The 25,613-nt window shown below is 65.7% G+C and carries 21 protein-coding genes; 3 read left to right on the forward strand and 18 right to left on the reverse strand.

Features of this window, described 5'->3' with window-relative positions; all coding sequences use genetic code 11:
• Positions 1-2 precede the first annotated feature (2 nt).
• From narJ to H681_RS19395, 5 genes are all read right to left on the reverse strand, one after another.
• Complete coding sequence (gene narJ / locus H681_RS19375; RefSeq protein WP_015478581.1) at positions 3-743, reverse strand: nitrate reductase molybdenum cofactor assembly chaperone; 741 nt, start codon at positions 741-743, stop codon at positions 3-5.
• 17 nt (positions 744-760) lie between these two features.
• The gene (gene narH / locus H681_RS19380; RefSeq protein ID WP_015478582.1) at positions 761-2,296 is read right to left on the reverse strand and encodes a nitrate reductase subunit beta; all 1,536 of its coding nucleotides are present in this window, start codon (positions 2,294-2,296) and stop codon (positions 761-763) included.
• Positions 2,297-2,307: 11 nt separating this feature from the next.
• Positions 2,308-6,087, reverse strand: coding sequence for a nitrate reductase subunit alpha (locus H681_RS19385; RefSeq protein WP_015478583.1), 3,780 nt, complete (start codon positions 6,085-6,087; stop codon positions 2,308-2,310).
• A gap of 96 nt (positions 6,088-6,183) precedes the next feature.
• On the reverse strand, positions 6,184-7,587 hold the full coding sequence (locus H681_RS19390) for a NarK family nitrate/nitrite MFS transporter (protein WP_015478584.1): 1,404 nt from the start codon (positions 7,585-7,587) through the stop codon (positions 6,184-6,186).
• A 12-nt stretch (positions 7,588-7,599) separates the two neighbouring features.
• Positions 7,600-8,901 (reverse strand): nitrate/nitrite transporter, encoded by a 1,302-nt coding sequence (locus H681_RS19395; protein WP_041712154.1) that lies wholly within the window; start codon positions 8,899-8,901, stop codon positions 7,600-7,602.
• A 173-nt stretch (positions 8,902-9,074) separates the two neighbouring features.
• Between H681_RS19395 and H681_RS19400 the strand changes: the two genes are divergently transcribed.
• From H681_RS19400 to H681_RS19410, 3 genes are all read left to right on the forward strand, one after another.
• Complete coding sequence (locus H681_RS19400) at positions 9,075-10,937, forward strand: histidine kinase (protein WP_015478586.1); 1,863 nt, start codon at positions 9,075-9,077, stop codon at positions 10,935-10,937.
• On the forward strand, positions 10,934-11,587 hold the full coding sequence (gene narL, locus H681_RS19405) for a two-component system response regulator NarL (protein ID WP_015478587.1): 654 nt from the start codon (positions 10,934-10,936) through the stop codon (positions 11,585-11,587). The genes H681_RS19400 and narL overlap by 4 nt, the downstream gene beginning before the upstream one ends.
• A gap of 440 nt (positions 11,588-12,027) precedes the next feature.
• A complete protein-coding gene (locus tag H681_RS19410) occupies positions 12,028-12,396 on the forward strand; it encodes a putative zinc-binding protein (RefSeq protein ID WP_015478588.1) in 369 nt (122 codons plus the stop codon).
• 151 nt (positions 12,397-12,547) lie between these two features.
• Here the strand turns inward: H681_RS19410 and ubiT are convergent, their stop codons facing one another.
• The 13 genes from ubiT to H681_RS19475 form a co-directional block, all read right to left on the reverse strand.
• Positions 12,548-13,021, reverse strand: coding sequence for a ubiquinone anaerobic biosynthesis accessory factor UbiT (gene ubiT / locus H681_RS19415; protein WP_015478589.1), 474 nt, complete (start codon positions 13,019-13,021; stop codon positions 12,548-12,550).
• Positions 13,015-13,905 carry a U32 family peptidase gene (locus tag H681_RS19420; protein WP_015478590.1) on the reverse strand — a complete coding sequence of 297 codons (891 nt, stop codon included), beginning with the start codon at positions 13,903-13,905 and terminating at the stop codon, positions 13,015-13,017. The genes ubiT and H681_RS19420 overlap by 7 nt, the downstream gene beginning before the upstream one ends.
• Before the next feature lie 154 nt (positions 13,906-14,059).
• Positions 14,060-15,055 carry a ubiquinone anaerobic biosynthesis protein UbiU gene (ubiU, locus tag H681_RS19425; RefSeq protein ID WP_015478591.1) on the reverse strand — a complete coding sequence of 332 codons (996 nt, stop codon included), beginning with the start codon at positions 15,053-15,055 and terminating at the stop codon, positions 14,060-14,062.
• 55 nt (positions 15,056-15,110) lie between these two features.
• On the reverse strand, positions 15,111-16,346 hold the full coding sequence (locus H681_RS19430) for a molybdopterin molybdotransferase MoeA (RefSeq protein ID WP_015478592.1): 1,236 nt from the start codon (positions 16,344-16,346) through the stop codon (positions 15,111-15,113).
• Positions 16,343-16,897, reverse strand: coding sequence for a molybdenum cofactor biosynthesis protein B (moaB, locus tag H681_RS19435; protein WP_015478593.1), 555 nt, complete (start codon positions 16,895-16,897; stop codon positions 16,343-16,345). Before moaB ends, H681_RS19430 begins: the two co-directional genes overlap by 4 nt.
• A gap of 142 nt (positions 16,898-17,039) precedes the next feature.
• Complete coding sequence (locus H681_RS19440) at positions 17,040-18,554, reverse strand: C69 family dipeptidase (protein ID WP_015478594.1); 1,515 nt, start codon at positions 18,552-18,554, stop codon at positions 17,040-17,042.
• A gap of 186 nt (positions 18,555-18,740) precedes the next feature.
• Complete coding sequence (gene moaE, locus H681_RS19445; protein WP_015478595.1) at positions 18,741-19,193, reverse strand: molybdopterin synthase catalytic subunit MoaE; 453 nt, start codon at positions 19,191-19,193, stop codon at positions 18,741-18,743.
• A 4-nt stretch (positions 19,194-19,197) separates the two neighbouring features.
• Positions 19,198-19,446, reverse strand: a complete 249-nt coding sequence (locus H681_RS19450) for a MoaD/ThiS family protein (protein WP_015478596.1) — start codon at positions 19,444-19,446, stop codon at positions 19,198-19,200.
• Positions 19,443-19,934, reverse strand: a complete 492-nt coding sequence (gene moaC, locus H681_RS19455) for a cyclic pyranopterin monophosphate synthase MoaC (protein WP_015478597.1) — start codon at positions 19,932-19,934, stop codon at positions 19,443-19,445. Before moaC ends, H681_RS19450 begins: the two co-directional genes overlap by 4 nt.
• Before the next feature lie 279 nt (positions 19,935-20,213).
• Positions 20,214-21,605: a PhoH family protein gene (locus H681_RS19460; protein ID WP_015478598.1), complete on the reverse strand. Its 1,392-nt coding sequence runs from the start codon at positions 21,603-21,605 to the stop codon at positions 20,214-20,216.
• A 311-nt stretch (positions 21,606-21,916) separates the two neighbouring features.
• On the reverse strand, positions 21,917-22,933 hold the full coding sequence (locus tag H681_RS19465) for a histone deacetylase family protein (protein ID WP_015478599.1): 1,017 nt from the start codon (positions 22,931-22,933) through the stop codon (positions 21,917-21,919).
• A gap of 11 nt (positions 22,934-22,944) precedes the next feature.
• Positions 22,945-24,174 (reverse strand): Zn-dependent hydrolase, encoded by a 1,230-nt coding sequence (locus H681_RS19470; RefSeq protein WP_015478600.1) that lies wholly within the window; start codon positions 24,172-24,174, stop codon positions 22,945-22,947.
• Positions 24,175-24,190: 16 nt separating this feature from the next.
• Positions 24,191-25,480: an MFS transporter gene (locus tag H681_RS19475; RefSeq protein ID WP_015478601.1), complete on the reverse strand. Its 1,290-nt coding sequence runs from the start codon at positions 25,478-25,480 to the stop codon at positions 24,191-24,193.
• Positions 25,481-25,613 lie beyond the last annotated feature (133 nt).

Here is a 25,613-nt window from a genome sequence, read left to right on the forward strand (position 1 = left end):
GTTCAGGCTCCTACTTTGGCCGCCCGGTACTGCATCTGCGGAACCGGCTGGGCGACCCACTGCATGGGTTGTTCTGCGGCGGAGGAAATCCGCCGCGCGCTGGAGGACGGGCAACCGGCGGCGGGCTCGGCGAAGCTCACCGGGGTTTCCTCCCAGGCCTTGTCGATGGCTTCCAGGCTGTCGTCGCGTACTTCCTGATCACGGTCGCGCTTGAGCGCGCTCAGGTCAGGCCGCTCGCCGGACAGCTCCAGCAAACCGTGGAAGACCGCCGCGTAAGGGCTGTCACGCTCGTCCAGGCGCAGCGCCAGCAGCGCGAGGATATGCGCCACTTCCGCGAGGCCCACGCGGGCCGACTCGGCGTCCTGCAGGGCGAGGAACTCCAGGTACAGCGGCAGGTAGTCCGGCAGCTCGTTGACGTCGATGGCCAGGCCCGCCCGGGTGTAGCGGTCCATCAGGTCGACCATCGCCTGGCCACGGTCACGGGATTCGCCGTGCACATGTTCGAACAGCAGCAGCGACACCGAGCGGCCGCGCTCGAACAGGCCGTCATAGCGCGCCTGCACGTCCAACAGGTCGCCCCGGCACAGCTCGTTGAGCAGCGTGGCGAGGCCGTCACGCTGCGCTTCGGGCAGGTCGCAGGTACGGATCAGAGAGTGCAGCGCCAGACTCTCCTCACGCAGCTCGGCGCAAGGGTAGTCCAGCAGCAACGCGCTGAGCTTGAGCAATTGGCTATGGCCGTCCATTGAGATCGTCATGGCGGTCACTCCTGTATCTGCACGGTCTGGATGACGTTGCGCTTGTCCACGGCCTTGCCGCCGAACAGGTTCACGCCGGAGTTGCTGGAGCAACCATTGCCGAAGCTGAAGCCGCAACCCGAACGCTCGGCGAAGGCATCCGACAGCGCTTCCTCGCGGTGGGCGGTCGGAATGACGAAGCGGTCTTCGTAGTTGGCGATCGCCAGGTAGCGGTACATCTCTTCCACCTGGTTCACAGAGAGGCCGACCTTCTTCAGCACTTCCAGGTCCTGCTTGCCTTCCACGTGCTCGGCACGCTTGTAGGCGCGCATGGCCAGCAGGCGCTTGAGGGCCAGCAGCACCGGGGCGGTATCGCCAGCGGTCAGCAGGTTGGCCAGGTACTGCACGGGGATGCGCAGGGACTCGACGTCCGGGATCACCCCGTCGCTGCCGATGTGACCTTCGGCAGCAGCATTCTGGATCGGCGACAGCGGCGGCACGTACCAGACCATCGGCAGGGTGCGGTATTCCGGGTGCAGCGGCAGGGCCAGTTTCCAGTCCATCGCCAGCTTGTATACCGGGGACTTCTGCGCGGACTCGATGACGCTGTCCGGTACGCCGTCCTTGCGGGCCTGCTCGATCACTTTCGGGTCGAACGGATCGAGGAAGATTTCCAGCTGCTTCTGGTACAGGTCGCGCTCGTTCTCGCAGGTGGCCACTTCGTGGATGCGGTCGGCGTCATACAGCAGCACGCCGAGGTAGCGGATGCGGCCCACGCAGGTTTCCGAGCAGACGGTCGGCTGACCAGCCTCGATGCGCGGGTAGCAGAAGATGCACTTCTCGGATTTGCCGCTCTTCCAGTTGAAGTAGATCTTCTTGTACGGGCAACCGCTGATGCACATGCGCCAGCCGCGGCACTTGTCCTGGTCGATCAGGACGATGCCGTCTTCCTCGCGCTTGTAGATCGCGCCGCTGGGGCACGACGCCACGCATGCCGGGTTCAGGCAGTGCTCGCACAGGCGCGGCAGGTACATCATGAAGGTGTTTTCGTACTCGCCGTAGATGTCCGCCTGGACCTTGTCGAAGTTCTTGTCCTTGCGACGCTTGGCGAACTCGGTGCCGAGGATCTCTTCCCAGTTCGGGCCCCACTCGATCTTCTGCATGCGCTGGCCGGAGATCAGCGAGCGCGGGCGGGCAACCGGCTGGTGCTGGGCCTTGGGCGCGGTGTGCAGGTGCTGGTAGTCGAAGTCGAAGGGCTCGTAGTAGTCATCGATTTCCGGCAGGTCCGGGTTGGCGAAGATGTTCGCCAGCACGCGGAACTTGCCGCCGATGCGCGGGGCGATGGAGCCGTCGGCGTTACGCTTCCAGCCACCCTTCCACTTCTCCTGGTTCTCCCACTCTTTGGGGTAACCGATGCCGGGCTTGGTTTCGACGTTGTTGAACCAGGCGTACTCGACGCCTTCGCGGCTGGTCCAGACGTTCTTGCAGGTGATGGAGCAGGTGTGGCAACCGATGCACTTGTCGAGGTTCAGCACCATGCCGACTTGCGAACGAATTTTCATGGCAGTAATCCTCAAATGTCCTGGGGCAGCGGTTGCGGCAGAGCGTCACCGCCCAGCCCGCCGTGCTCCGGCTCGTCGAGCCAGTCAACCTTGTTCATCTTGCGCACCACGACGAACTCGTCGCGGTTGCAGCCGACGGTGCCGTAGTAGTTGAAGCCCCATGCCTGCTGGGCATAGCCGCCGATCATGTGGGTGGGCTTGAGCACCACACGGGTCACCGAGTTGTGGTGACCGCCGCGGGTGCCGGTAGTCTCGCTGCCCGGCAGGTTCACGATGCGTTCCTGGGCGTGGTACATCATCACCATGCCGTCCTTCACGCGCTGGCTGACCACCGCGCGGCAGGTCGCGGCGCCGTTGGCGTTGAAGACTTCGACCCAGTCGTTGTCCTCGATGCCGGCGCGCTTGGCGTCGTTCTCGCTCATCCAGATGATCGGGCCACCGCGCGACAGGGTGAGCATCAGCAGGTTGTCGGTGTAGGTGGAGTGGATGCCCCACTTCTGGTGCGGGGTGATCCAGTTCAGGGTGATCTCGGTGTTGCCGTTGGGCTTCTTGTTGAACAGCTTGTCGGTGCTGCGGGTGTTGACCGGCGGCCGGTAGCTGACGAAGCCCTCGCCGAAGGCCTGCATCCAGGGGTGATCCTGGTAGAACTGCTGGCGGCCGGTGATGGTGCGCCACGGGATCATCTCGTGGACGTTGGTGTAGCCGGCGTTGTAGCTCACGTGCTCGTCTTCCAGGCCCGACCAGGTGGGGCTGGAGATGATCTTGCGCGGCTGCGCCTGGATGTCGCGGAAGCGGATTTTCTCTTCTTCCTTGGGCAGCGCCAGGTGGGCGTGCTCACGGCCGGTGAAGACCGACAGCGCGTCCCAGGCCTTCACGGCGACCTGGCCATTGGTTTCCGGCGCCAGGGCGAGAATCACCTCGGCGGCGTCGATGGCGCTCTCGATGCGCGGGCGGCCTTCGCTGATGCCGGTCTCGGTGACCTTGTGGTTCAGCTCGCCAAGCAGCTTGATTTCCTTGTCGGTGTTCCAGCCGATGCCCTTGCCGCCATTGCCGAGCTTGTCGAGCAGCGGGCCGAGGGAGGTGAACTTCTTGTAGGTGTTGGGGTAGTCACGCTCGACCACGTGCAGGGTCGGCATGGTCTTGCCCGGCATGGGTTCGCACTCGCCCTTCTTCCAGTCGCTGCCGCCGAACGGCTGCGCGAGTTCGTTGGCGGTGTCGTGCAGCAGCGGCACGGTGACCAGGTCCTTCTCCACGCCCAGGTGGCCGACGGAGACTTCGGAGAACTTCTTGGCGATCGCCTTGTAGATCTCCCAGTCGCTCTTGGCTTCCCAGGCCGGGTCGGTGGCGGCCGACAGCGGGTGGATGAAGGGGTGCATGTCGGAGGTGTTGAGGTCGTCCTTCTCGTACCAGGTCGCGGTCGGCAGGACGATGTCCGAGTACATGCAGGTGGAGGACATGCGGAAGTCCAGGGTGGTGACCAGGTCCAGCTTGCCTTCGGCCCCCTGGTCGACCCAGTCGACTTCGCCCGGGCACGGGCCGCCGGCCTTGCCGAGGTCGTCGTTCATCACGCCGTTCTTCGTACCCAGCAGGTACTTGAGCATGTACTCGTGGCCCTTGCCCGAGGAGCCGAGCAGGTTGGAGCGCCAGATGAACATGTTGCGCGGGAAGTTCTGCGGATCGTCCGGCGCCTCGCTGGCCACGCGCAGGTTGCCAGCCTTGAGCTCGCGGACCACGTAGTCCTGCACCGGGATACCGGCACGCTCGGCGTCGGCGGCGATGTGCAGCGGGTTGCGGTTGAGCTGCGGGGCGGACGGCAGCCAGCCCATGCGTTCGGCGCGGATGTTGTAGTCCAGCGCGTGCTCGGGGAACTGCTTGGTGTCGGCCAGCGGCGAGAGGACTTCGTGCATCGAGATCTTCTCGTGGCGCCATTGCGAGCTGTGCAGGTAGAAGAAGCTGGTGCCGTTCATCTGCCGTGGCGGGCGGCTCCAGTCGGTGCCGAAGGCCAGCGGGACCCAGCCGGTCTGCGGACGGAGTTTTTCCTGGCCGACGTAGTGCGCCCAGCCGCCGCCGCTCTGGCCGATGCAACCGCACATCATCAGCATGTTGATGACCGCGCGGTAGTTCATGTCCATGTGGTACCAGTGGTTCATCGCCGCGCCGATGATCACCATCGCCTTGCCGCGGGTCTTGTCGGCACTGTCGGCGAACTCGCGGGCCACCTGGATCGCGCGGGCCGCCGGTACGCCGGTGATGCGGGCCTGCCAGGCCGGGGTGTAGGGCACGTCGGCGTCGGTGTAGGAAGCCGCCACGTTGGCGCCGCCCAGGCCACGGTCGACGCTGTAGTTGGCCATCTGCAGGTCATACACGGTGGCGACGCGCAGGGTCTTGCCGTCGGCGCCGGTCACTTCGCGGAACGGCACGCGGCGCACCAGCACCTCGTCGTTGTCCACGCCCTTGAAGTGCGGGTGCTCCTGCCCGGCGAAGTACGGGAAGGCCACGTCGCAGGCCTTTTCCGGGCCGTCGATCAGGGTCAGGGCCAGGCGGGTATCACGCTTCTCGCCGCCTTCCTTCTCCTCGATGTTCCACTTGCCCGACTCGCCCCAGCGGTAGCCGATGGTGCCGGTGGGCGAGACCAGTTCGCCGGAGATTTCGTCCAGGCCGATGGTCTTCCACTCGGGGTTGTTATCCTGGCCGAGGTTGTTCGCCAGGTCTGCCGCGCGCAGGTAGCGGGTCGGCTTGAGTACACCGTCGGTGTGCGGCTCCAGCAGCACCAGCATCGGCATGTCGGTGTACTGGCGGCAGTAATCGACGAAGTAGGCGCTGGGCTTCTCGAGGTGGAATTCCTTGAGGATGACGTGACCAAAAGCCATGCCCAGTGCGGCGTCGGTGCCCTGCTTGGGGTTGAGCCAGAGGTCGGTGAGCTTGGCCACCTCGGAGTAGTCCGGGGTGACGGACACGGTCTTGGTGCCCTTGTAGCGGACTTCGGTGAAGAAGTGTGCGTCGGGGGTACGGGTCTGCGGGACGTTGGAGCCCCAGGCGATGATGTAGCTGGAGTTGTACCAGTCGGCGGACTCCGGCACGTCGGTCTGCTCGCCCCAGATCTGCGGGCTGGCAGGCGGCAGGTCGCAATACCAGTCGTAGAAGGACAGGCACACGCCGCCGATCAGCGACAGGTAACGGGCGCCAGCGGCATAGCTGACCATCGACATGGCCGGGATCGGCGAGAAGCCGACGACGCGGTCCGGGCCGTAGACCTTGGCGGTGTAGACGTTGGCGGCGGCGATGATCTCGGTGACTTCGTTCCAGCTGGAGCGGACGAAACCACCCAGGCCGCGCTCGCTCTTGTAGCTCTTGGCCTTGGCCGAGTCCTCGACGATGCTGGCCCAGGCGTCCACCGGATCGTTGTGGGTGGTGCGTGCTTCACGCCAGAGCTTGAGCAGCGGCTTGCGCACCTTGGGGTACTTCAGGCGGTTGGCGCTGTAGATGTACCAGGAGTAGCTGGCGCCACGGGGGCAGCCGCGCGGCTCGTGGTTGGGCAGGTCCGGGCGGGTGCGCGGGTAGTCGGTCTGCTGGGTTTCCCAGGTGATCAGGCCGTTCTTCACGTAGATTTTCCAGGAGCACGATCCTGTGCAGTTCACCCCGTGGGTGGAGCGCACGATCTTGTCGTGCTGCCAGCGCTGCCGATAACTGTTTTCCCAGGCACGGCTCTCGTTGCTGACTTCGCCATGACCATCAGCGAATTCACCCTGCTTCTTCTTGAAGAATTGCAGGCGGTCGAGCAGGTAACTCATCTATATCTCCTCACCCGGTCTACGCCGGGCGTTCAAACGCTAATCAAGCTCGCGGAACGGTGGGATGGCGGACGCACGGCGCGCCCGCCACAGCAATCAGCAGGGGCTCTCGGCCCCTTTGCGGGCGTACCACCACCAGGTGGCGACGATGCAGCTCAGGTAGTACGCGACGAACACGTAGAGGGCACCCTCGGCGCTGCCGGTCATGTCCAGCGAAGTGCCGAAGGCCTTGGGAATGAAGAAGCCGCCGAAGGCGCCGATGGCGGCGGAGAAGCCGATCACCGCAGCCGACTCCATGCTGGCGTTCTTGGTTGCCTGGGCTTCGGTGAAGCCGCCCCGCTTCAGGCGTGCGGCCCACTCGTTGCGGAAGATCACCGGGATCATGCGGAAGGTGCTGCCGTTGCCGATGCCGGCGAAGAAGAACAGCCCGATGAAGGAGCCGAGGAAGCCGAAGAAGCTGCCGGCGTTGCCAGCGCTGGGCAGGAAGCTGATCACCGCGAACACCCCGGCGATCATCGCCGCGTAGTTCCACAGGGTGATGCGCGCGCCGCCGAACTTGTCCGCCAGCCAGCCACCCAGCGGCCGGCTCAGGGCGCCTACCAGCGGGCCGAGGAAGGCGTACTGCAGCGGGTTGATGTCCGGGAACTGGGTCTTGCTGAGCATGGCGAAGCCGGCGGAGAAGCCGATGAACGAGCCGAAGGTGGCCACGTACAGCCAGCACATCAGCCAGTTGTGCTTGCGCTTGAAGATCACCGACTGCTCGCGGAACGAAGCCTTCGCATCGGCGATGTCGTTCATGCCGAACCAGGCGGCGATGGAGACCACGGCGATGAAGGGCACCCAGATCCAGCCGGCGTTCTGCAGGAACAGGCGACCGCCATCACTCAGCTGCTGCGGCTCGCCGCCAAAGGCGCCGAACAGGCCACCGGCAACGGCCAGCGGGACGGCGAACTGCATCACCGAGACGCCCAGGTTGCCCAGGCCGGCGTTCAGGCCCAGGGCGGTGCCCTGCTGGTTCTTGGGGTAGAAGAAGCTGATGTTGGACATGCTGGAGGCGAAGTTGCCGCCGCCGAAGCCGCACAGCAGCGCGATGGTCGCGAACACCCAGTACGGGGTGGTCGGGTCCTGCACGGCGAAGCCCAGCCAGATGCAGGGGATCAACAGCGAGGCGGTGGACAGCGCGGTCCAGCGGCGGCCGCCGACCATCGGCACCATGAAGGAGTAGAACACCCGCAGGGTGGCGCCGGAGATCGACGGCAGCGCGGCGAGCAGGAACAGCTGGTCGTTGCTGAAGCTGAAACCGGCGGCGTTCAGGCGCACGGTGACGGTGCTCCAGATCATCCATACGGCGAAGGCCAGGAGCAGCGCGGGGATCGAGATCCACAGGTTGCGCGCGGCGATACGCTTGCCGCTGCGCGCCCAGAACTCGGAGTCCTCGGGGCGCCAGTCGATCAGCAGCGGACCGCTGGCGGCTTTGAGTTGGGTGTTCATCATGCCCATGACGGCACTACCTCAGGATTGACTGAAAGGAATGGGGGTAGCGTCGACGTCAGCCGCCTGGGCCTGACCGTCGAGACGTTGCTGCTGTTTGATCGCGTAGTGCATCCAGACCATGCAGATCACGGTCAGGCCGAACAGCAACATGAAGCAGGAGGAGCGCACGCCGATGTGGTCGGCGGCGTAGCCGAACAGGATGGGCAGGCAGAAGCCGCCGAGGCCGCCGATGACCCCGACCATGCCGCCGACGGTGCCCATGTTCTGCGGGTAGTAGTCGTGGATGATCCGGTACACGCTGGCCTTGCCGAAGCCCTGGGCGATGCCGACGACGAACACCAGGAAGGTGAACAGCCAGACGTTCAGGCCGATGCCGAGACTCACGTCACCCTTGATGCCGTGGATGGTCATGGTGGTCGGCGGATAGGACAGGAAGAACAGGCAGACCAGGCAGATCCAGAACACGCCCCAGTTCACCGCGCGAGCGCCATAGTGGTCGCTGAACCAGCCGCCCAGGGCGCGGATCAGGCCCGATGGCAGGGTGAACAGCATGGTGATGAAGGATGCGGTGCGCAGGTCCAGGCCGTACTCGGCGATGTAGTACTTGGGCAGCCACAGGGCCAGGGCGACGAAGCCGCCGAAGACGAAGAAGTAGTACAGGCCGAAGCGCCACACGCGCAGTTCGCCCAGCGGCGCCAGTTGCTTGGCCAGGGTCGGGCGCGGGCGGCCCGGGTCGGCGTCGCCGCCCTTGGTGTGGGCCGGGTCCGTCCAGGTGCAGAACCAGAACAGCAGCGCGGTCACCAGCATGGCCACCGAGTAGATCTGCGGCACCATGCGCCAGCCGAAGGCAACCACGATCATCGGCGCCACCAGGTTGGTGATCGCGGCGCCCGCGTTGCCAGCGCCGAAGATGCCCATCGCGGTGCCCTGGCGCTCCTTCTCGAACCACGAGGAGGTGTAGGCGATGCCCACGGCGAAGGAGCCGCCGGCCAGGCCGACGAATAGGCCCAGCACCAGGTAGTGCCAGTAGAGGGTGGCGAAGGCCAGACCGTAGATCGGGATGGCCACCAGCAGCATGTGGATGAAGAACACGATGCGCCCGCCGAAGCGGTCGGTGATCAGCCCTAGCGGCAGACGCACCAGCGAACCGGTCAAGATCGGTAGCGCCACCATCAGGCCGAACTGCGCCTCGGACAGGCCCAGTTCCTCCTTGATGCGGATACCGATGATCGAAAACATCGTCCAGACCGCGAAGTTCACGGCGAACGCCAGTGTGCTCATGCCGAGCACGGAGTACTGTTTCTGACGATGAGACAACATGGCTAAGCTCACTTCCTGACAGCCTTTGCCCGCACGTTAGGTAAGGCTTAAGCCTCGTCTCTTGATCGCCATCAATGAGCCAACGGGCGATTCATGAGCAGATGCGCGCCGCTACCTCCAAGTAGGTATCTACGAAATGAATGCTTAATTTATTGTTTTTAAAGGCATTTTTAATGAACACCGCACCTTCGACCGAGCCTTCCGCGAACGACCGAATCTTTGTGGGTAGTCCGCCCGCCAGCCGCACGGCCCTGCGCAAATCCATCGTCGTCCGCTTCGGCTGCTACCTCACCCTGCTGGTTTCCCTGGCGCTCGCCGGCATGTTCAGCGCCCTGCTGTTCGCCGACTACTCGCACCAGGACGCCGCAGTGATCAACCAGGCCGGCTCGCTGCGCATGCTCACTTACCGCCTGGCGCTGGATCCGTCGCCGATCAACCGCCAGGCGCTGCAGTCGACCCTCGCCGCGCGTCTGGACAACGACGAAATCACCCGCCTGCTGCGCCGCTCCGACGTCGACGCGCCGATCCGCCAGCAGCATGATCAGTTGCGCCAGGAGCTGAACAAGCTCGACCTCTCCCAGGAACCGACACTGAGCACCCTGGACACCTTCGTCAGCCACATCGATGCCTTCGTCGGCACGCTCCAGAACAACGCCGAGCAGCGCTCGCAGATGCTCAGCACAGTGCAGGGCCTGTGCCTGTTCCTCAGCCTGCTGGTGGTCTTCATCAGCCTCTATGACCTGAGCTACCACGTGGTCGGTCCGCTGCGCGACCTCACCAGCACCGCCCGCCGGCTCGGAGAGGGCGACCTCAGCGCGCGGGTCAGCAGCAGCGGCGAGGACGAACTGAGCCAACTGGGCGAACGCTTCAACCAGATGGCAACGGAGCTGCAGGCCATCTACCGCGAACTGGAGGCGCGGGTGGAAGACAAGACCCGCGACCTCTCCAACAGCCACCAGCGCCTGGAGCTGCTCTACGCCAGCGCCCGCCGCCTGGGCCAGGACCCCTATGACGAACGCACTCTGCAACCGCTGCTGAACCAGCTGGAGCGCGTACTGCAGGGCGGCAAGGTGACCCTGTGCCTGAACAAGGACGGCGTTGAACGCGCCTACACCTCGCTCACTACCGACGGCATCACCGGCAGCTTCTGCCTGCAGGGCAACTGCGGCGACTGCCGCGCCCAGGCCGCCCACTGCGGCGAACCGAGCCGGGGCATCAACCCGTTACTGATGCAACCGCTGACCATCGGCGAACACCGCTTCGGCGAGCTGTTCATCGAGACCACCAGCGGCCGCCTGGAAGACTGGCAGCGGCAGTTCGTCGAAGGTTTCTGCGACAACATCGCGCGCACCTTCGCCCTGTCCCTGCAGCAGGAACAGGAAAACCGGCTGGCGCTGTTCGCCGAGCGCAGCACCATCGCCCGCGAGCTGCACGACTCGCTGGCACAGTCGCTGTCCTACCTGAAGATCCAGGTCAGCCGCCTGGCCACCCTGCTCAAGCGTGACGTGCCGCCGCAGAAGATCGAGGAAACCCTCGACGAGCTGCGCGAAGGCCTCAACAGCGCCTACCGCCAGCTGCGCGAACTGCTCACCACCTTCCGCCTGAGCCTGGAGCAATCCAGCCTGGAAGCGGCGCTGGTGAAGACCGTGGAAGAGTTCGGCGAGCGCGGCGACCTGTCCATCGAACTGGACAACCGCCTGGCGCACATCCCTCTCAACCCCAACGAGGAAATCCACATCCTGCAGATCGTCCGCGAGGCGCTCTCCAATGTGGTGCGTCACGCCCAAGCGAGCCACGCCAAGGTGAGCCTCGCCGAAGACGCCGACGACCAGGTGTGCATCACCATCGATGATGACGGAGTGGGCTTTGACCCAGCGCAGAGCCGTAACGGCCACTATGGGCTTAGCATCATGCGTGAGCGCAGCCAGACTCTGGAAGCCACCTTCACCATCGTCCCGCGCGAACCGCTGGGCACCCGTGTCAGCGTACGCTTCACCCACAAACCCCTGTCGCAACACCCGGAGAACCCCTCATGACGGCCACCCCCACCGATGACCGCGCCCGCATCCTGCTCGTCGACGACCACCCGATGATGCGCAAGGGAGTGATCCAGTTGCTGGAGTTCGAAGAGGACCTGCGTGTGGTGGGCGAAGCCAGCAGCGGCGAAGAAGCCCTGCACATGGCCGCGGAACTGGAGCCGGACATGATCCTGCTCGACCTGAACATGAAAGGCATGAACGGCCTGGATACCCTGCGGGCGATGCGCGAGAACGGCGTGGATGCGCGCATCGTGGTGTTCACCGTCTCGGACGATCGCAACGACGTGATCAACGTATTGCGCGCCGGTGCCGACGGCTACCTGCTCAAGGACATGGAGCCCGAGCGCCTGCTGGAACACATCCGCCAGGCTGCCACCGGCCAGCTCACCATCAGCCCGCAACTGACCCAGGTGCTGGCCCAGGCCCTGCGTGGCGACGACCGTCCCAAGGGCATCGAGGAACTCACCGACCGCGAACGGCAGATCCTCCGCCAGCTCGCCCACGGCTACAGCAACAAGATGATCGCGCGAAAGCTCGACATCACCGAAGGCACGGTGAAAGTCCACGTCAAGCGCGTGCTGCACAAGCTGGGCATGCGCTCGCGCGTCGAGGCGGCAGTCTGGGCAGTAGAGAACCATCTGGTCTGATCTACGAGCCGAGCGAGCCCCTACCTGTAGGAGCGAGCTTGCTCGCGAACGGCCCCGCAGCAGAGTTTGTTCGCGAGCAAGCTCGCTCCTACGAAGAGCTCTTTTCCAAACCACCTCGGCGCTCCAATCCGGCTTGATTCAGCCTCTCAGGGCGGATACCTCAGTAACCCCATACCAAGACACGAGCCGGGCCTGCGCTCGCACGTGGCAGCAGTAGAGAACCGTCTGGTCCGATCTACGAGCCGAGCGAGCCCTTACCCGTAGGAGCGAGCTTGCTCGCGAACGGCCCCGCAGCAGAGTTTGTTCGCGAGCAAGCTCGCCTCACGAAGAGCCCTTCCCCGCCTACCTCGCTCGGAGTAGTCCTCCACCCGACTTGATTCAGATCATGTCGCGACAAGGCGTCGCGGCGGGACACTGTGGGACTCACCCAGGAGGTTCCCATGCCGCCCTCGCCGCACCTGCCCCTCGTCTACTCCTGCTCCGGCTGCTCCAACCTCGCGCAGCTGGCCAATGACCTCGCCCTGCGCCTGGACCGTGACGGTCTGGCGGAAATGTCCTGCATCGCGGGCGTAGGTGGCGACGTACCGGCGCTGGTGAAGAAGGCCTGCTCCGGTCGGCCGATCATCGCCGTGGACGGCTGCCACCTGCACTGCGTGCAGAACTGCCTGGCACGTCACGGGGTGAAGGCCGAGCACGAGATCACCCTGACCGAGTACGGCCTGAAGAAACGCTACGGCCAGGATGCGCCGGTACAGGACTTCGAGATGCTCTACGAGGAATTGCAGTTCCTCGTACGCGTCCCGGCCTGAGCCTTCGCCGCTCAGGCGAGGCACAAGACCACAAACGGACACTGGCGCAGGATGGGGCGGGCGGCGTGCCGCGAGCTTGCGATACCCATGCTGTCCTGGCACGCCAATCGATGGGTATCGCTTCGCTCCACGCCATCCTACGGGGAACGGATCAGGCGTTTTCCTGCACTACCCGGCTGGCGCGGCGCATGGCGCTCCACAGCCAGGCCGGCAGACTGTCCGGGTCGAGGCTGTCGATCAGGTTTTTCACTGCCAGCCCCAGCTCCGTATCGCCCTCGATCACCAGACGACGGCGGAAGAACAACGTGTCCGGATCCTCCTGCCGTCCCGCCAGCAACAGAAAATCACGCCAGCTGCCACGAATGGTGACGCTTGGTACACAGGCATCGGCGAAACGCAGGCCGTCACGGCCACGCGTAAAGCTCCAGCCCAGGCCGAGATCACTCACCTCCAGGCGTAGCCAGTGCCCATCGAGGATGTCGAAGGCGCCGTCCGCCAGGGGTTCGGCGAACAGCCGGTTGGCGGCGCGCTGCAGCACCGCCCGCTGCAACCCCAGAGGGACACGGGCGGCCAGTGGCAGGAGGCGATCGGCGACGCGCAAGGCGCCGGTTTCGAGAGTCAGCACAGGTTCACCTCATCGCTGCGCAGCATGCCCGGACGGCCATGCCAGTATCCGTTGCAACCCGTCACCGCCAGCGGCGGCGTGACGCCCTTGCGCACACGGTCGAAGGCCTGCACCACGTCCACCATCCCCTCGGCGCGGGGGCTCAAGCGCAGCAGATCGGCGCCACAGTCGCGCAGCGAGGCGTAGTCCGCCAGCAGGTTGCTGACCTCGCCGGACATGGTCTGGATGCCGTTCAGGGTGAACAGCGGCATGCCCTCCTGGCTGAGCATCGACATGCCCTCCGGGTAGTTCATGCAGCAGAACTGGCAGTCGTCCTTGGGCCGGTTCTCCGCCCGCGCGGTGAAGCAACGCGCCGAGTAGGCCAGCGGCAGATGACCGTAGGCGAACACCTCGGTCTCCACATCGTTGATGCCCAGTTCGCGAGCCTGTTCGATCACCGCGTGGATCTGCTCCCCGGAGCACTCCACCGGCGGCACCCAGCGGCGCAATCCTGCTTCGCGCAGTTCAGACAACGTGTGGCCGTTGTAGACGTTCAGCGCCGGCCCACCGACGAACTCGACGCCGAGCGTACTGAGTATCTGCACCGCGCCCATGTCGCTCGCCTCGACCTGCAGCTCGCCGTTGGCGCACAGGCGGCGAAGCGACGACAGCTCGGAGGCCGCCTCGATCAGCGCCAGGCCCGAGATGAGGATCTGCGCCCCGCTCTGCTGCTGCAGTTCGCGTCCCAGGCCCAGCCAGTTGTCGAGCGACATGGCGCGGCGTTTGGAGCAGACGGTCTCGCCGATATAGATGGCGTCCAGCGGCTGTTCGGCCATCTGCGCATAAAAATCCAGGAGTGTCCGGCGGTCCCAGTAGAACAGCACCGGTCCTAAGCTGAGTTTCATCACAACGTCCTCAGAGTCTGTCCAACGCCTGCCTACGCTTGCTCATGCCGCGTTGAAAACAGACTCAAAATGCTCATTTACAGCGCGTAAACCGCGCTTTCTCGCCTGTTTCCGCCTTGCCTGAGCTGCGCCCGGCGAGACCTTGAACAGACTCTCACTGCCAGGAGCGATGGTAGGCGCCCAGGGTTGTCTGGTGGCCTTCGGAAAGCTTGTCCAGGGCGTCCTGCCACTGCGTCAGCGCGCGGTAGTTCTCGGGCGCGCGCTTCCACGCATCCAGCGCCTGGCGCCAGACGCGGGTGACCTGCTCGACATAGGCCGGGCTGCGTTGCCGGCCCTCGATCTTCACCGCCGCCACACCGATTTCCGCCAGTTGCGGGATCAGGTCGATGGTATTCAGGCTGGTGGGCTCCTCCAGGGCATGGAAGCGCTCGCCGTTGACCACGAAACGGCCCTTGCACAGGGTCGGGTAGCCGGCCGGTTCGTCCGGCGCGTAGCGGTCGATCAGCACGTCGTTGAGGCGCGAGGTCAGGCCCTCGGGCTCCTCGCTCCAGCGCACCGCCTTGGCCGGCGAGCAGACGCCGCAGAGGTTGGGCGACTCGCCGGTGACATAGGACGACAGGTGGCAGCGTCCCTCGGCCATGATGCACAGGCTGCCGAAGGCGAAGACTTCGATGGGCACCGGGCTGTTCGCCGCCACCTGGCGCACCTGCGCCAGCGACAGCACGCGCGGCAGTACGGCGCGGCGGATGCCGTAGCGCTCGTGGTAGAACGCCAGCGCCGCGACGTTGGTGGCCGAGCCCTGCACCGAGAGGTGCAGCGCGAGGTCGGGATGGCGCTTGGCGGCGTAGCCGAGCACCGCGCAGTCGGCGGCGATCAGCGCATCCACGCCCAGGTCGGCGGCGTGGTCCACGGCGCGTTGCCAGCGCGCCCAGCCGGCCGCGCCGGGGTAGGTGTTGACCGCCACGTACATCTGCTTGCCGGCGCCGTGGATGAGGTCCACGCCCTGGCGCAGCTGGCGGTCATCGAGGTTGAGGCCGGCGAAGTGCCGGGCATTGGTGTCATCGCGAAAACCGACATAGATGGCGTCGGCCCCTTCGCGCAAGGCCGACTTCAAGGCGGGCAAACTCCCCGCCGGACAGACCAGTTGCATACTTCCCCCTGATCAATGGAAGGCCGCCGGTCCCCACCGGCGGCCGGGAACGCCATCAGGCGCCGAGTTCGCTGAACGACAGAAATGGCACCGGATCACCCAGGCGCAGCGTGCGCCCGGCTTCCACCACCGCCAGACCGTCGGCCCAGCTCGCCGCGCGCAACATGGCCGAACCCTGTTGCGGGTGCATGTGGACGCGCGCCACTCCCTGGACGTCGAGTTCCAGGCGCGCGCGCAGGTACTGACGGCGCGAGTTGGCAACCGGCCATTCGAAGCCCGCCGGCAGCGAGGCCGGTAACGTCTCGACCTCCGTGCGCCCCTGGGCGCGCCAGAGGAATGGCCGCGCCACCACCAGCGCCGTAACCAGCGCGGCAGCCGGGTTGCCCGGCAAGCCGATCCACGGCTTGCCGGAGATGCTGCCGAACGCCAGCGGCTTGCCCGGCTGCATCTTCAGTTTCCACAGGTGCAGCTCGCCCAGTTCGCGGATCGCCTGCTTGAGGTAGTCGCGGTCACCCACCGACACGCCGCCGCTGGTGATCAGCACGTCCCACTCGGATGCGGCGAGGTTCAGCGCATCGCGGCTGGCCGCCAGGGTATCGGCGAGCACGCCGTAGTCGTGTACTTCCATGCCCCAGCCGCGCAGCAGCGCGCCGATGCTGAAGCGGTTGGCGTTGTAGATCTGCCCCGGCGCCAGTCGCTCGCCCGGCTCGCGCAGTTCGTCGCCGCTACTCAGCAGGCAGACGCGCAAAGGCCGATACACCGGCACGCGGTCGATGCCGACACTGGCCAGCAGGCCGAGGTCCTGGGCCCGCAGTTTTCTCCCGGCGCCAAGCAGCATGTCGCCGTCGCAGAGCTCCTCGCCACGCAGGCGCACATGGTTGCCACGGACAACCTGCGGCACCTGCAGCCAATCGCCGTCGACGCAGCAATCCTCCTGGGCGATCACACTGTCGGCGCCCGGCGGCAGCGGCGCGCCGGTGAAGATGCGCATGGCCTCGCCCGGTTGCAGTTCGACCTGCGCCGCGTCGCCCGCCGCGATGTAGCCGGCGACTTTCAGCCGTGCGCCGGCAGCGCCGGTATCGGCGCTGCGCAGGGCGTAGCCGTCCATCGCGCTGTTGTCCCACAGCGGCAGGTCGATGGGTGAGCGAATGTCCTCGGCCAGGATGCGGCCCAGGGCGTTCTCCAGGTCGATGCGCACGGTCGGCGGCGCCAGAGGAACGAAATCCATCAGCGCGGCGATGGCCTCGTCCACCGGCCGCAGGCCGGCGCCGGAACAACCGCAGCCGCTCATGACCGGGTACCGCAGACCAGCACCGGGCGCTCAGGCAAACGCTTGAGATGGGGGACGAAATTGCACGGTCGGGTGCGACTGTCCAACTGGTGCACGAGGATCTTTTCCCAGGCGGTCAGGCAGGCGCCGGTGGAGCCCGGCAGGCAGCAGATCAGCGTGCCGTTGGTGATGCCGGCGATGGCGCGGGACTGGATGGTGGAAGTGCCGATCTCCTCGCGGGAAATCTGCCGGAACAGCTCGCCGAAGCCGTCCACCGTGCGCTCCAGCAGCGGCGCCACGGCCTGCGGGGTGTTGTCGCGGTCGGTGAAGCCGGTACCGCCGGTGATCAGGCCGACCTGAACCTTGGGGTCGGCGATCCAGGCCGATACCACGGCGCGGATCTGGTAGATGTCGTCGATGACCAGCTGGCGTTCGGAGAGGGCATGGCCGGCGCGTTGCAGGGAGGTCACCAAGGCCTGGCCGGAGGTGTCGTTGTGCAGGCTCCGGGTATCGCTGACTGTGAGGACCGCAATCTCCAGCGGCTGAAATTCCTGGGTGCTCAGATGACTCATGACGGGGCTTTCCGATAAGGAGCAAAAAAGGGCTGGCGCCAGCCTGCGCCCGTTCGAAGGTGCCGCCCATTCCCCGGAAGAGGTAGCACCCCAGCGCGTGCGGGGCACTACCGTCCGTCTGGCCTCATAACTGCTTGAGGCATCAGAGATGCTTGATCTTGTCCAGCTCCTCGGGGCTGTAGTTCTGCTCGGTGGATTTGGTCAGGTCGGTGAGGATGCTGGCGCGCAGGACGCCGGCCTGGTCCAGCGCCCATAGGGCGGTGCCGTTGCTGAAGCGCTCGGCGGCAGCACGGGCGACTTCGCCGTCCTTCTGCGCGAGGCTCTTGAGCATCTCGTCCTGGGCCGGCTGCGCCGCGTGCAGGCTGTCCTCCAGGCGGTCGCGCCAGCCGTGCAGCAGCGGCATGTACTGCTTGGCGTTGGCGTGGGCCAGGGAAGTCAGGCTGCGGAAGGTCCACCAGGCCGAGCGCTCGTCGAAATCGTCGCTGCCCTGCTGGAATACCCGTGGCGTACTGCGCAGGCTTTCCAGGTAATACGGCAGCAGCAGGCCGTCGCGCACATTGCCCAGCGATTGCCAGGACAGTACCTGCAAGCCCTTGGGCATCTGCGGGCGGACCTGCAGGATATGCGCCTCGACGTTGCGCTCCATCGCGATGGGTCGCTGCTTCTGTTCGCCGGCCGGCTTCTTACCGTCCAGCGGGGTGCCGGCGTAGCTGTCGATGCGCAGGATGGAAGCCACCTGCTCGACCGTGATCGGCTTCTCCGGCTTGGTGTAGAAGGGGTACTGCTGCTGGCGGATGCCCTGCTTGCGCGCCGGCTCCAGCTTGCTCTGCACCAGCCATTCGCGGTCGACGTTGTAGGCGTCGCCGACGATGCCGAAGGCCTTGGCGAAGTTGAATTTCGCCGGGTCGACCTTGTCCAGCAACTGGTGCTTCTCGACGAACTCGGCGATGTCGGCGCTGCTCAGGACGTTGGCCTTGTCGGTGAGGTCGGCATCCTGCACGCGCATGCCGTTGGCCATCACCACGTAGCCATCGTCCGGCACGCGCACGGCGATCCAGTGGTGGCCGGAGCCGATCTCGAACAGCCAGGCCTCCTGGTCGTCGGCGATCTGGATGCCGTTGGTTTCCCCGGCGCCCAGGCTCTCCACGTACTTGCCCAGCAGTTCCACGCCTTCGCGGGCGCTCCTGGCCTGGGACAGGATCAGGTCCGGCAGGATCGCCTCGATCACCCCGCCCTCGTCGGCCACCAGCGGGTCGGCCTTGGCGGCCTTGTCATTGGGTTCGGTGCTGTTGGTGGCGGAGAGGATCACTCCCGCCTCGTTGGCGCCGAACTCGCTCCAGGGCCCCAAGGCGCCGCGCTGGTCGCCGTTCCAGTCGCGCATGGCGGTGTAGCGCAGCCCGACCTTGGGCGCGGGAACGCTGACGCCGTTGTCGAAGCTGAGCGTGTCGCCGTCCTTGTAGGCCTGGTGCGGCACGACGACGAAGCGTTTGGCGTGGTTGTTATAGGTGTAGTCCTCCAGGCGCGCGACCAGGATGGAACCATCGGCGGTGGCCTTGCGCCCGGCGATGATGGTGGTGCAGGCCAGCGCGCTCTGGCAGAAACCGCCGACCAGCAGCGCAGCGGCGAGCGCCTTGAGCGCGAAGTTGGGCTTGTACATGAGAGTCTCCTCGGCTTGCGATCCGCTGTGGCGGCATTCGCCGGCACAGCGCTGGAACCAGGAGATGTACAACGGGGAACGGAACGCTTCCTTGGCATGGAGCAACGCCACCTCCCTGGCATCGCTTCTGAGCATAGACAAGCTTCGAGATTGCGCCGCGCCGGTACTCCGGTGCGATGAATGGGCTCAGCGCTCCCAGCGGTCGGCGGCGGCCTGGTCGCTGCAGCGCCCTTCGACCCAGCGCGGGCCGTCGAGGGTGTCTTCCTTCTTCCAGAACGGCGCGCGGGTCTTGAGGTAATCCATCACGAAGTTGCAAGCGTCGAACGCCGCCTGGCGGTGGGCGCTGGCGGTGCCGACGAAGACGATCGGTTCGCCCGGCTCCAGGCGGCCGATGCGGTGGAGGATATCCAGGCGCAGCAGCGGCCAGCGCTCGCGGGCCTCGACGGCGATCTTCTCCAGGGCCTTCTCGGTCATGCCGGGATAGTGTTCGAGGAACATGCCACCGACTTCGCGGCCATCGTTGAAATCGCGCACGTAGCCGACGAAGCCGACCACCGCGCCGACGCCAACGTTGGCGTCATGCAGCGCATTGAGCTCGACGCCCGGATCGAACGCCGCCGCCTGGACGCGGATCGTCATGGCCTCATCCTCCGGTCACGGTGGGGAAGAACGCTACCTCGTCGCCATCGGCGAGGGGCTCGTCCAGGGAGCACAGCTCCTGGTTGCGCGCGCACATCAGGTTCTGCTCAGCGAGCACAGCCCAGGCGCCGCCACGTTCCAGCAGCAGCCCGCGCAGGTCGTCGAGACTGGTCAGGGATGGACTCCAGTTCAGTTGCTCGCCGTCCACGCCGAGGGCTTCGCGGTAACGGGCGAAGTACTGCACGCGGATCATGGGGTGCCTCCTGCTACGCCATTTTCTGCCAAGTAATGGCCACTCTTGCCGCCGAGCTTCTCCAGCAGGCGCACGCTTTCGATGGTCATGCCGCGGTCCACGGCCTTGCACATGTCATAGATGGTCAGGGCGGCGACGCTGGCGGCGGTCAGGGCCTCCATCTCCACGCCGGTCTGCCCGGCCAGCTTGCAGCGGGCGACGATGTGCACGGTATCGTTGCCCTCGGGCTCCAGCTCGACCTTGACGCTGGTGAGCAGCAGCGGATGGCACAGCGGGATCAGTTCATGGGTCTTCTTCGCCGCCTGGATGCCGGCGATGCGTGCCACGGCGAACACGTCGCCCTTGGGATGGCCGCCGTCCTGGATCAGCTTGAGGGTATCCGGGCGCATGCGCACCCGGGCTTCGGCCACCGCCTCACGGGACGTCACGGCTTTTTCGGTGACGTCGACCATGTTGGCGCGGCCTTGGGAATCGAGATGGGTCAGCACGGGCGGGAACTCTCCGGAGAATGCGGACGATCAAGAGGACAGTGTAACCCCGAGGAGCGCGATCGGCAGTATGGCGGACGGCGCGTTGGGGAGGGGATTGTATACAAGAAGAGGTATGAACGGGGACTGGAGCTGGGTGGGTTCGCGAGCAAGCTCGCTCCTACGAAAAGCGGGCCAGGCGCCCAGGTGGCCACCTAGACGGCAGAACCTGTGTAGGGCTTGCTCGCAAACAGCCTCTGATAGAAAGAAAAGGCCCGCCGGATGGCGGGCCTTCGTAGGTTACAGATGCGTCTCGGCAAACTCCGCCAGCACCGAGCGCGGCACCCCTTGCAGGGTCACGTGCACGCCGTGGGGGAAGTCCTTGAAGCGTTCGGTCAGGTAGGTGAGACCAGAGCTGGTGGCCGACAGGTAGGGCGTGTCGATCTGCGCCAGGTTGCCCAGACAGACCACCTTCGAGCCGTTGCCGGCGCGGGTGATGATGGTCTTCATCTGGTGCGGGGTGAGGTTCTGGCACTCGTCGATCAGGATCAGGCTCTGCTGGAAGCTGCGGCCGCGGATGTAGTTCAGCGATTTGAACTGCAGCGGAACCTTGCTGAGGATGTAGTCGACGCTGCCGTGGGTGCACTCGTCGTCCGAATGCAGCGCCTCCAGGTTGTCGGTGATGGCGCCGAGCCAGGGCTCCATCTTCTCCGCCTCGGTGCCCGGCAGGAAGCCGATGTCCTCGTCCAGCCCCTGCACGCTGCGAGTGGCGATGATCCTTCTGTAACGCTTGCTGACCATCGTCTGCTCGATGGCGGCGGCCAGGGCCAGGATGGTTTTGCCCGAGCCCGCGGCGCCGGACAGGTTGACCAGGTGGATATCCGGGTCGAGCAGCGCATAGAGCGCCAGCGCCTGGTAGATATCGCGCGGCCGCAGCCCCCACGCCTCCTGGTGCAGCAGCGGTTCCTGGTGCAGGTCGAGGATCAGCAGTTCGTCCTGCTGGATACCCTTGATCCAGCCGACGAAACCCTGTTCGTCGACGATGAACTCGTTGATGTGCACCGCCGGCAGGTTGTCGGTGAGCTGCACGCGATGCCAGGTGCGGCCGTGGTCCTGGCGGGTTTCCACCTTGCTCACGCGGTCCCAGAAGGAACCGTTCAGGGAGTGGTAGCCGCGCGACAGCAGGTTGATGTCGTCGACCAGTTGGTCAGTGTGGTAGTCCTCGGCGAACACCCCGCAGGCGCGCGCCTTCAGGCGCATGTTGATGTCCTTGGTGACCAGCACCACGCGCTTGCTGCTATGGCGACTCTTCAGCTCCACCAACTGGTTGATGATCTTGTTGTCGTTCAGATGCTCGGGCAGCCAGGTAATCGGCTCGGCCCGCTTGCTCATGAGGATCGACAGACTACCGCAAGGCCCGCTCTTGCCACGCTGGATGGGAACGCCATCCTCCACCTGTTCGGGCGTCGCCTCGCCCAGCACCGAATCGATGAGACGGATCGCCTGGCGGCACTCCGCGGCCACGGTGTGCTTGCCGGTCTTGAGCTTGTCCAGTTCCTCCAGCACCGTCATCGGGATGGCGACGTGGTGCTCCTGGAAATTCAGCAAGGCGTTGGGATCGTGGATCAGAACGTTGGTATCGAGGACGTACAGGGTGGGCTGGGTCGGGCTGGAGCGTCCGTGGTCATCCATACGCGGTTCACCTCTTCTGAGAGCGTTACGACGGAATGCCACTACAGCGCTCCGCCGCGCGGTGAGCCGCCTGCTCTCGCTACCGGGGCACGAGAGCACTGCATATAAGGGGACGGGCCGGGGCCGCCACCTGTCTGCAGGGTTCGGCGGTCTACGTCTCCAGAAATACAGGAAAAAACATGACGATAAAAAGTCTTTTTCCTTCTCAGGCAGCTTTTTTTCGTCGTACGACGAAATACCTTGGCGGGGGCTGCGGGCAGCGCTAGCTTTAAAAGTCCTACCTCTCGTAACGCCCTCCCTTTTTCGCTAGATCAGTCCCTTAGGCCTCCGAAGAACGCCTGTGCATTGGCCGGCAGCGTCGGCAGGTGATAGCCGCCCTCCTGCACAATGACCTTTGGCAGCCCCAACGACGCCACCTCGCGCCCGAGCCGGCCGAAGCCCTCGGTGGTCACTGCCACTTTCGACTGCGGGTCATCCTTGTAGATGTCGAAGCCCAGGGACAGCACCAGCGCCTGCGCACCGAACTCACGGACCGCCTGCAGCGCCGCCGTCACCTGCACGAAGAAGTCCTCTTCGCTGGCGCCATGTGCCATCGGCAGGTTGAGGTTGAAGCCTTCGCCCTGCCCCGTCCCGTGCTCGTCCTCGAAACCGGCGACCACCGGGTAGAAGTTGGTCGGGTCGCCGTGCACCGAGACATACAGCACGTCGTCGCGGCCGTAGAAGATTTCCTGGATGCCCTGGCCGTGGTGCATGTCGGTATCGAGGATGGCAACCTTGTCGAAACGCGCGCGCAGTTCGGCGGCGGCGATGGCGGCGTTGTTCAGGTAGCAGAAACCGCCAGCGCCTTCTTCCCGCGCGTGGTGGCCCGGCGGGCGGCACAGCGCGTAGGCCGCTGGAGCTCCATCGCGCACCACCCGCGCCGCCGCCACCGCACTTTGCGCCGACCAGTAGGCCGCGCGCCAGGTGTGCTCGCCCACCGGGCAGCTGCCGTCGGCGAGGTAGCGCGCCGCCTGGGCGAGGATGCCGCGCAGCGGGTTGCCCTCGCGGATAAAGACGTTGGACATCACCTCGTCGCCCCAATCCTCCGCTGCTTCATGCCAGCGCTCGTAGGCGTGTTCCAGGAAGTCCAGGTACGCCTTGCTGTGCACACCGAGCAGCGGCTCGCGACCGAAGTCCTGCGGTTGGGCGAGCGGAAAGCCCAACGCATGGACCGCTGCCAGGAGCTGCTCGGCGCGCTGTGGCACTTCCTGCGGGGTGCGCATCCGGCCACGGGAGAAGTAGCTGCGCGGAATGTGCAGCAACTGGTCGGGGTGGAAGAAGGTCTGCATCGATATCTCCTTCAGTCGAGTCGGCCGGCGCGGGCCAGCACGGCATTGAGCAGCACGTCGGCGCCCTGGGTCGCCTGTTCGGGGATCACGTCTTCGGCCTCGTTGTGGCTCAGGCCGCCGACGCAGGGGATGAATATCATGGCGGTCGGGCATACCCGCGCCAGGTGGATGGCATCGTGGCCGGCGCCGCTGACGATGTCCTGGTGCGAATAGCCCAGGCCCCGCACGGCCTCGCGCACATGGCCGACGCAATCGGCATCGAAGGGGGTCGCCGGACTGATCCAGTGCACACCGATTTCCAGCGTCAGTTCGCGGCGCGCGGCGATGGTTTGGAGCAATGCGCGGGCTTCCTGCTCCATGACGGCAATCACGTCGTCGCGGTGGTGGCGCAGGTCGATGGTGAAGTCCAGCAGCCCGGCAATGGTGTTGCGCGAGGATCTGGCGATCTCCAACTGGCCGACGGTCACCAGTCCGTGGGGCGGGGAGCGCTGGGCCAGCGCCTCGAGGGCACCGATCATCTCGGCGGCGCCGAACAGCGCATCGTGGCGCAGCGGCATCGGCGTGGTGCCGGCGTGGGCGGCCTGGCCGCTGACGCGCACGTCCAGCCAGCGGATCGACTGGCCACCGGTGACCACCCCGACATCTATGGCGTTGTCCTCCAGGATCGGGCCCTGTTCGATGTGCGCCTCGAAGTAGGAGTCCAGGCGTCGGCCCAGTGGCAGGTCGCCTTGCCAGCCGAGCGCCTGCAGCGCTTCGCCGACGCTCACACCCTCGGCATCCCGCGAGGCCAGCGCGGCGTCCAGCGGCATGGCGCCGGTAAACGCCGCCGAGCCGAGCATGGCAGGGGTGAAGCGCGCGCCCTCCTCGTTGGTCCAGACCGCCACTTCCAACGGGCGGCGGGTACGGATGCCGTGGTCGTTCAGGCTGCGCAGCACTTCCAGCCCGGCCAGCACGCCGTACACGCCGTCGAAGCGACCACCCTCGGGCTGAGTGTCGAGATGACTGCCCATCACCACCGGCTCGAGGCCGTCGTTTACGCCGGCGCGGCGGGCGAACAGGTTGCCCACGGGGTCGCGGTGCAGGCTCAGACCGGCGTCGCGGCACCAGCGCTCGAACAGCTCGCGGCCGGCACGGTCCTCTTCCGACAGCGCCAGCCGGCGCGATCCGCCGCGGGCGGTGGCGCCAACCTCGGCCATGTCCATCAGACTCGCCCACAGGCGAGCACCGTCGATCTTCAGCATTGCAGTCTCCTGGAAATCACGCGGCGGCCGGCGCTACGCGCACGCGCAGGCGGCGGTCGAGGCCGACGATGCACAGCAGCGAGAGGCCGGCCAGCAGGGAATAGAACAGCGCCAGCGGCAGCCATTGACCGTCGAAGCGGTGTGCCAGCCAGGTGCCGATCAGCGGGGTCAGGCCGCCGGCGATGGCGCCGCAGACCTGGTAGGCGATGGAGATCGCCGAGTAGCGCACGCGGGTGTCGAACACTTCGCTGACGTAGCCGGCGATCACCGAATAGAAGCTGGACATGCACACCACGGCGGTGGCGATTCCCAGAACGATGGCCAGCGCGTGGCCCTGGCTGACCAGCAGGAACATCGGGTAGGGCGAGGCCAGCGCCAGCAGAGCCGCCAGCTTGAGGAAGCGCGCCGAACCGATCACTTCGGCCAGCCGCGCGGCCAGCGGCTGCACGCAGAACTGGATGAGCGCCACGTAGAACAGGCAATCGAGGATCAGCTTGCGGTCGATGGCCAGGTTCTGCGTGGTGTAGGAGATCATGAAGGTATTGGTGAAATAGACCCCGGCGATGCCGATGGTGTTGGCTCCGATGCACAGCAGCAGCGGGCGCCAGGCCGTGCGTACGACCTCCAGCGCCGGCAGCTTGTGCTGGCGGGCCTGCTGCTTCACGCGAGCGAATTCGGGGGACTCGTTCACCCCGAGGCGAATCGCCAGGCCGACGATCAATAATGCCGCGCTGGCGAGGAACGGCAGGCGCCAACCCCAGTCGAGGAAGGTCTGGCTGTCCATGCTGGTCACCGCCTTGAACGCCAGCAGCGAGAGGATCAACCCGGCCGGGCTACCCAGTTGCGCGAAGGAGGCGAAGAAGGTGCGGCGGCCGCTGGGCGCGTGCTCGCCGGCCATCAGCACCGCGCCGCCCCACTCGCCGCCGACGGCGATGCCCTGGACGATGCGCAGCAATACCAACAACACCGGGGCGAGCAGGCCTATCTGTCCATAGGTGGGCAACAGGCCGATGCACACCGTGGCCACGCCCATCATCACCAGGGTGACCAGCAGCGCCTTCTTGCGGCCGATGCGGTCGCCCAGGTGACCGAAGATCAGCCCGCCCAGCGGCCGCGCGAAGAAGCCCACGGCAAAGGTGCCGAAGGCGGCCATAGTGCTGAGGAACTGACTGTCGGAGGGGAAAAACAGCGTGCCGAACACCAGGGCGGCAGCGGTGGCGTAGATATAGAAGTCGTACCACTCGATCATGGTACCGATGAATGCGGCCGTGGCGGCGCGGACCGGTTGCGGTGCGGGCTGGGACATCTCAGGCTCCCGGATCTTGTCGATTGTTTTAGGCAGCTTGCGAAAAGGCTCGGCGCTCTCCGGCGCCTGCGGACGTTATCGCCCCCAGCCGAATAATCAGTCAATTTTCTAATCGTTATTCAAAGAATAATTA

Source organism: Pseudomonas sp. ATCC 13867, assembly GCF_000349845.1.
GTDB lineage: Bacteria > Pseudomonadota > Gammaproteobacteria > Pseudomonadales > Pseudomonadaceae > Pseudomonas.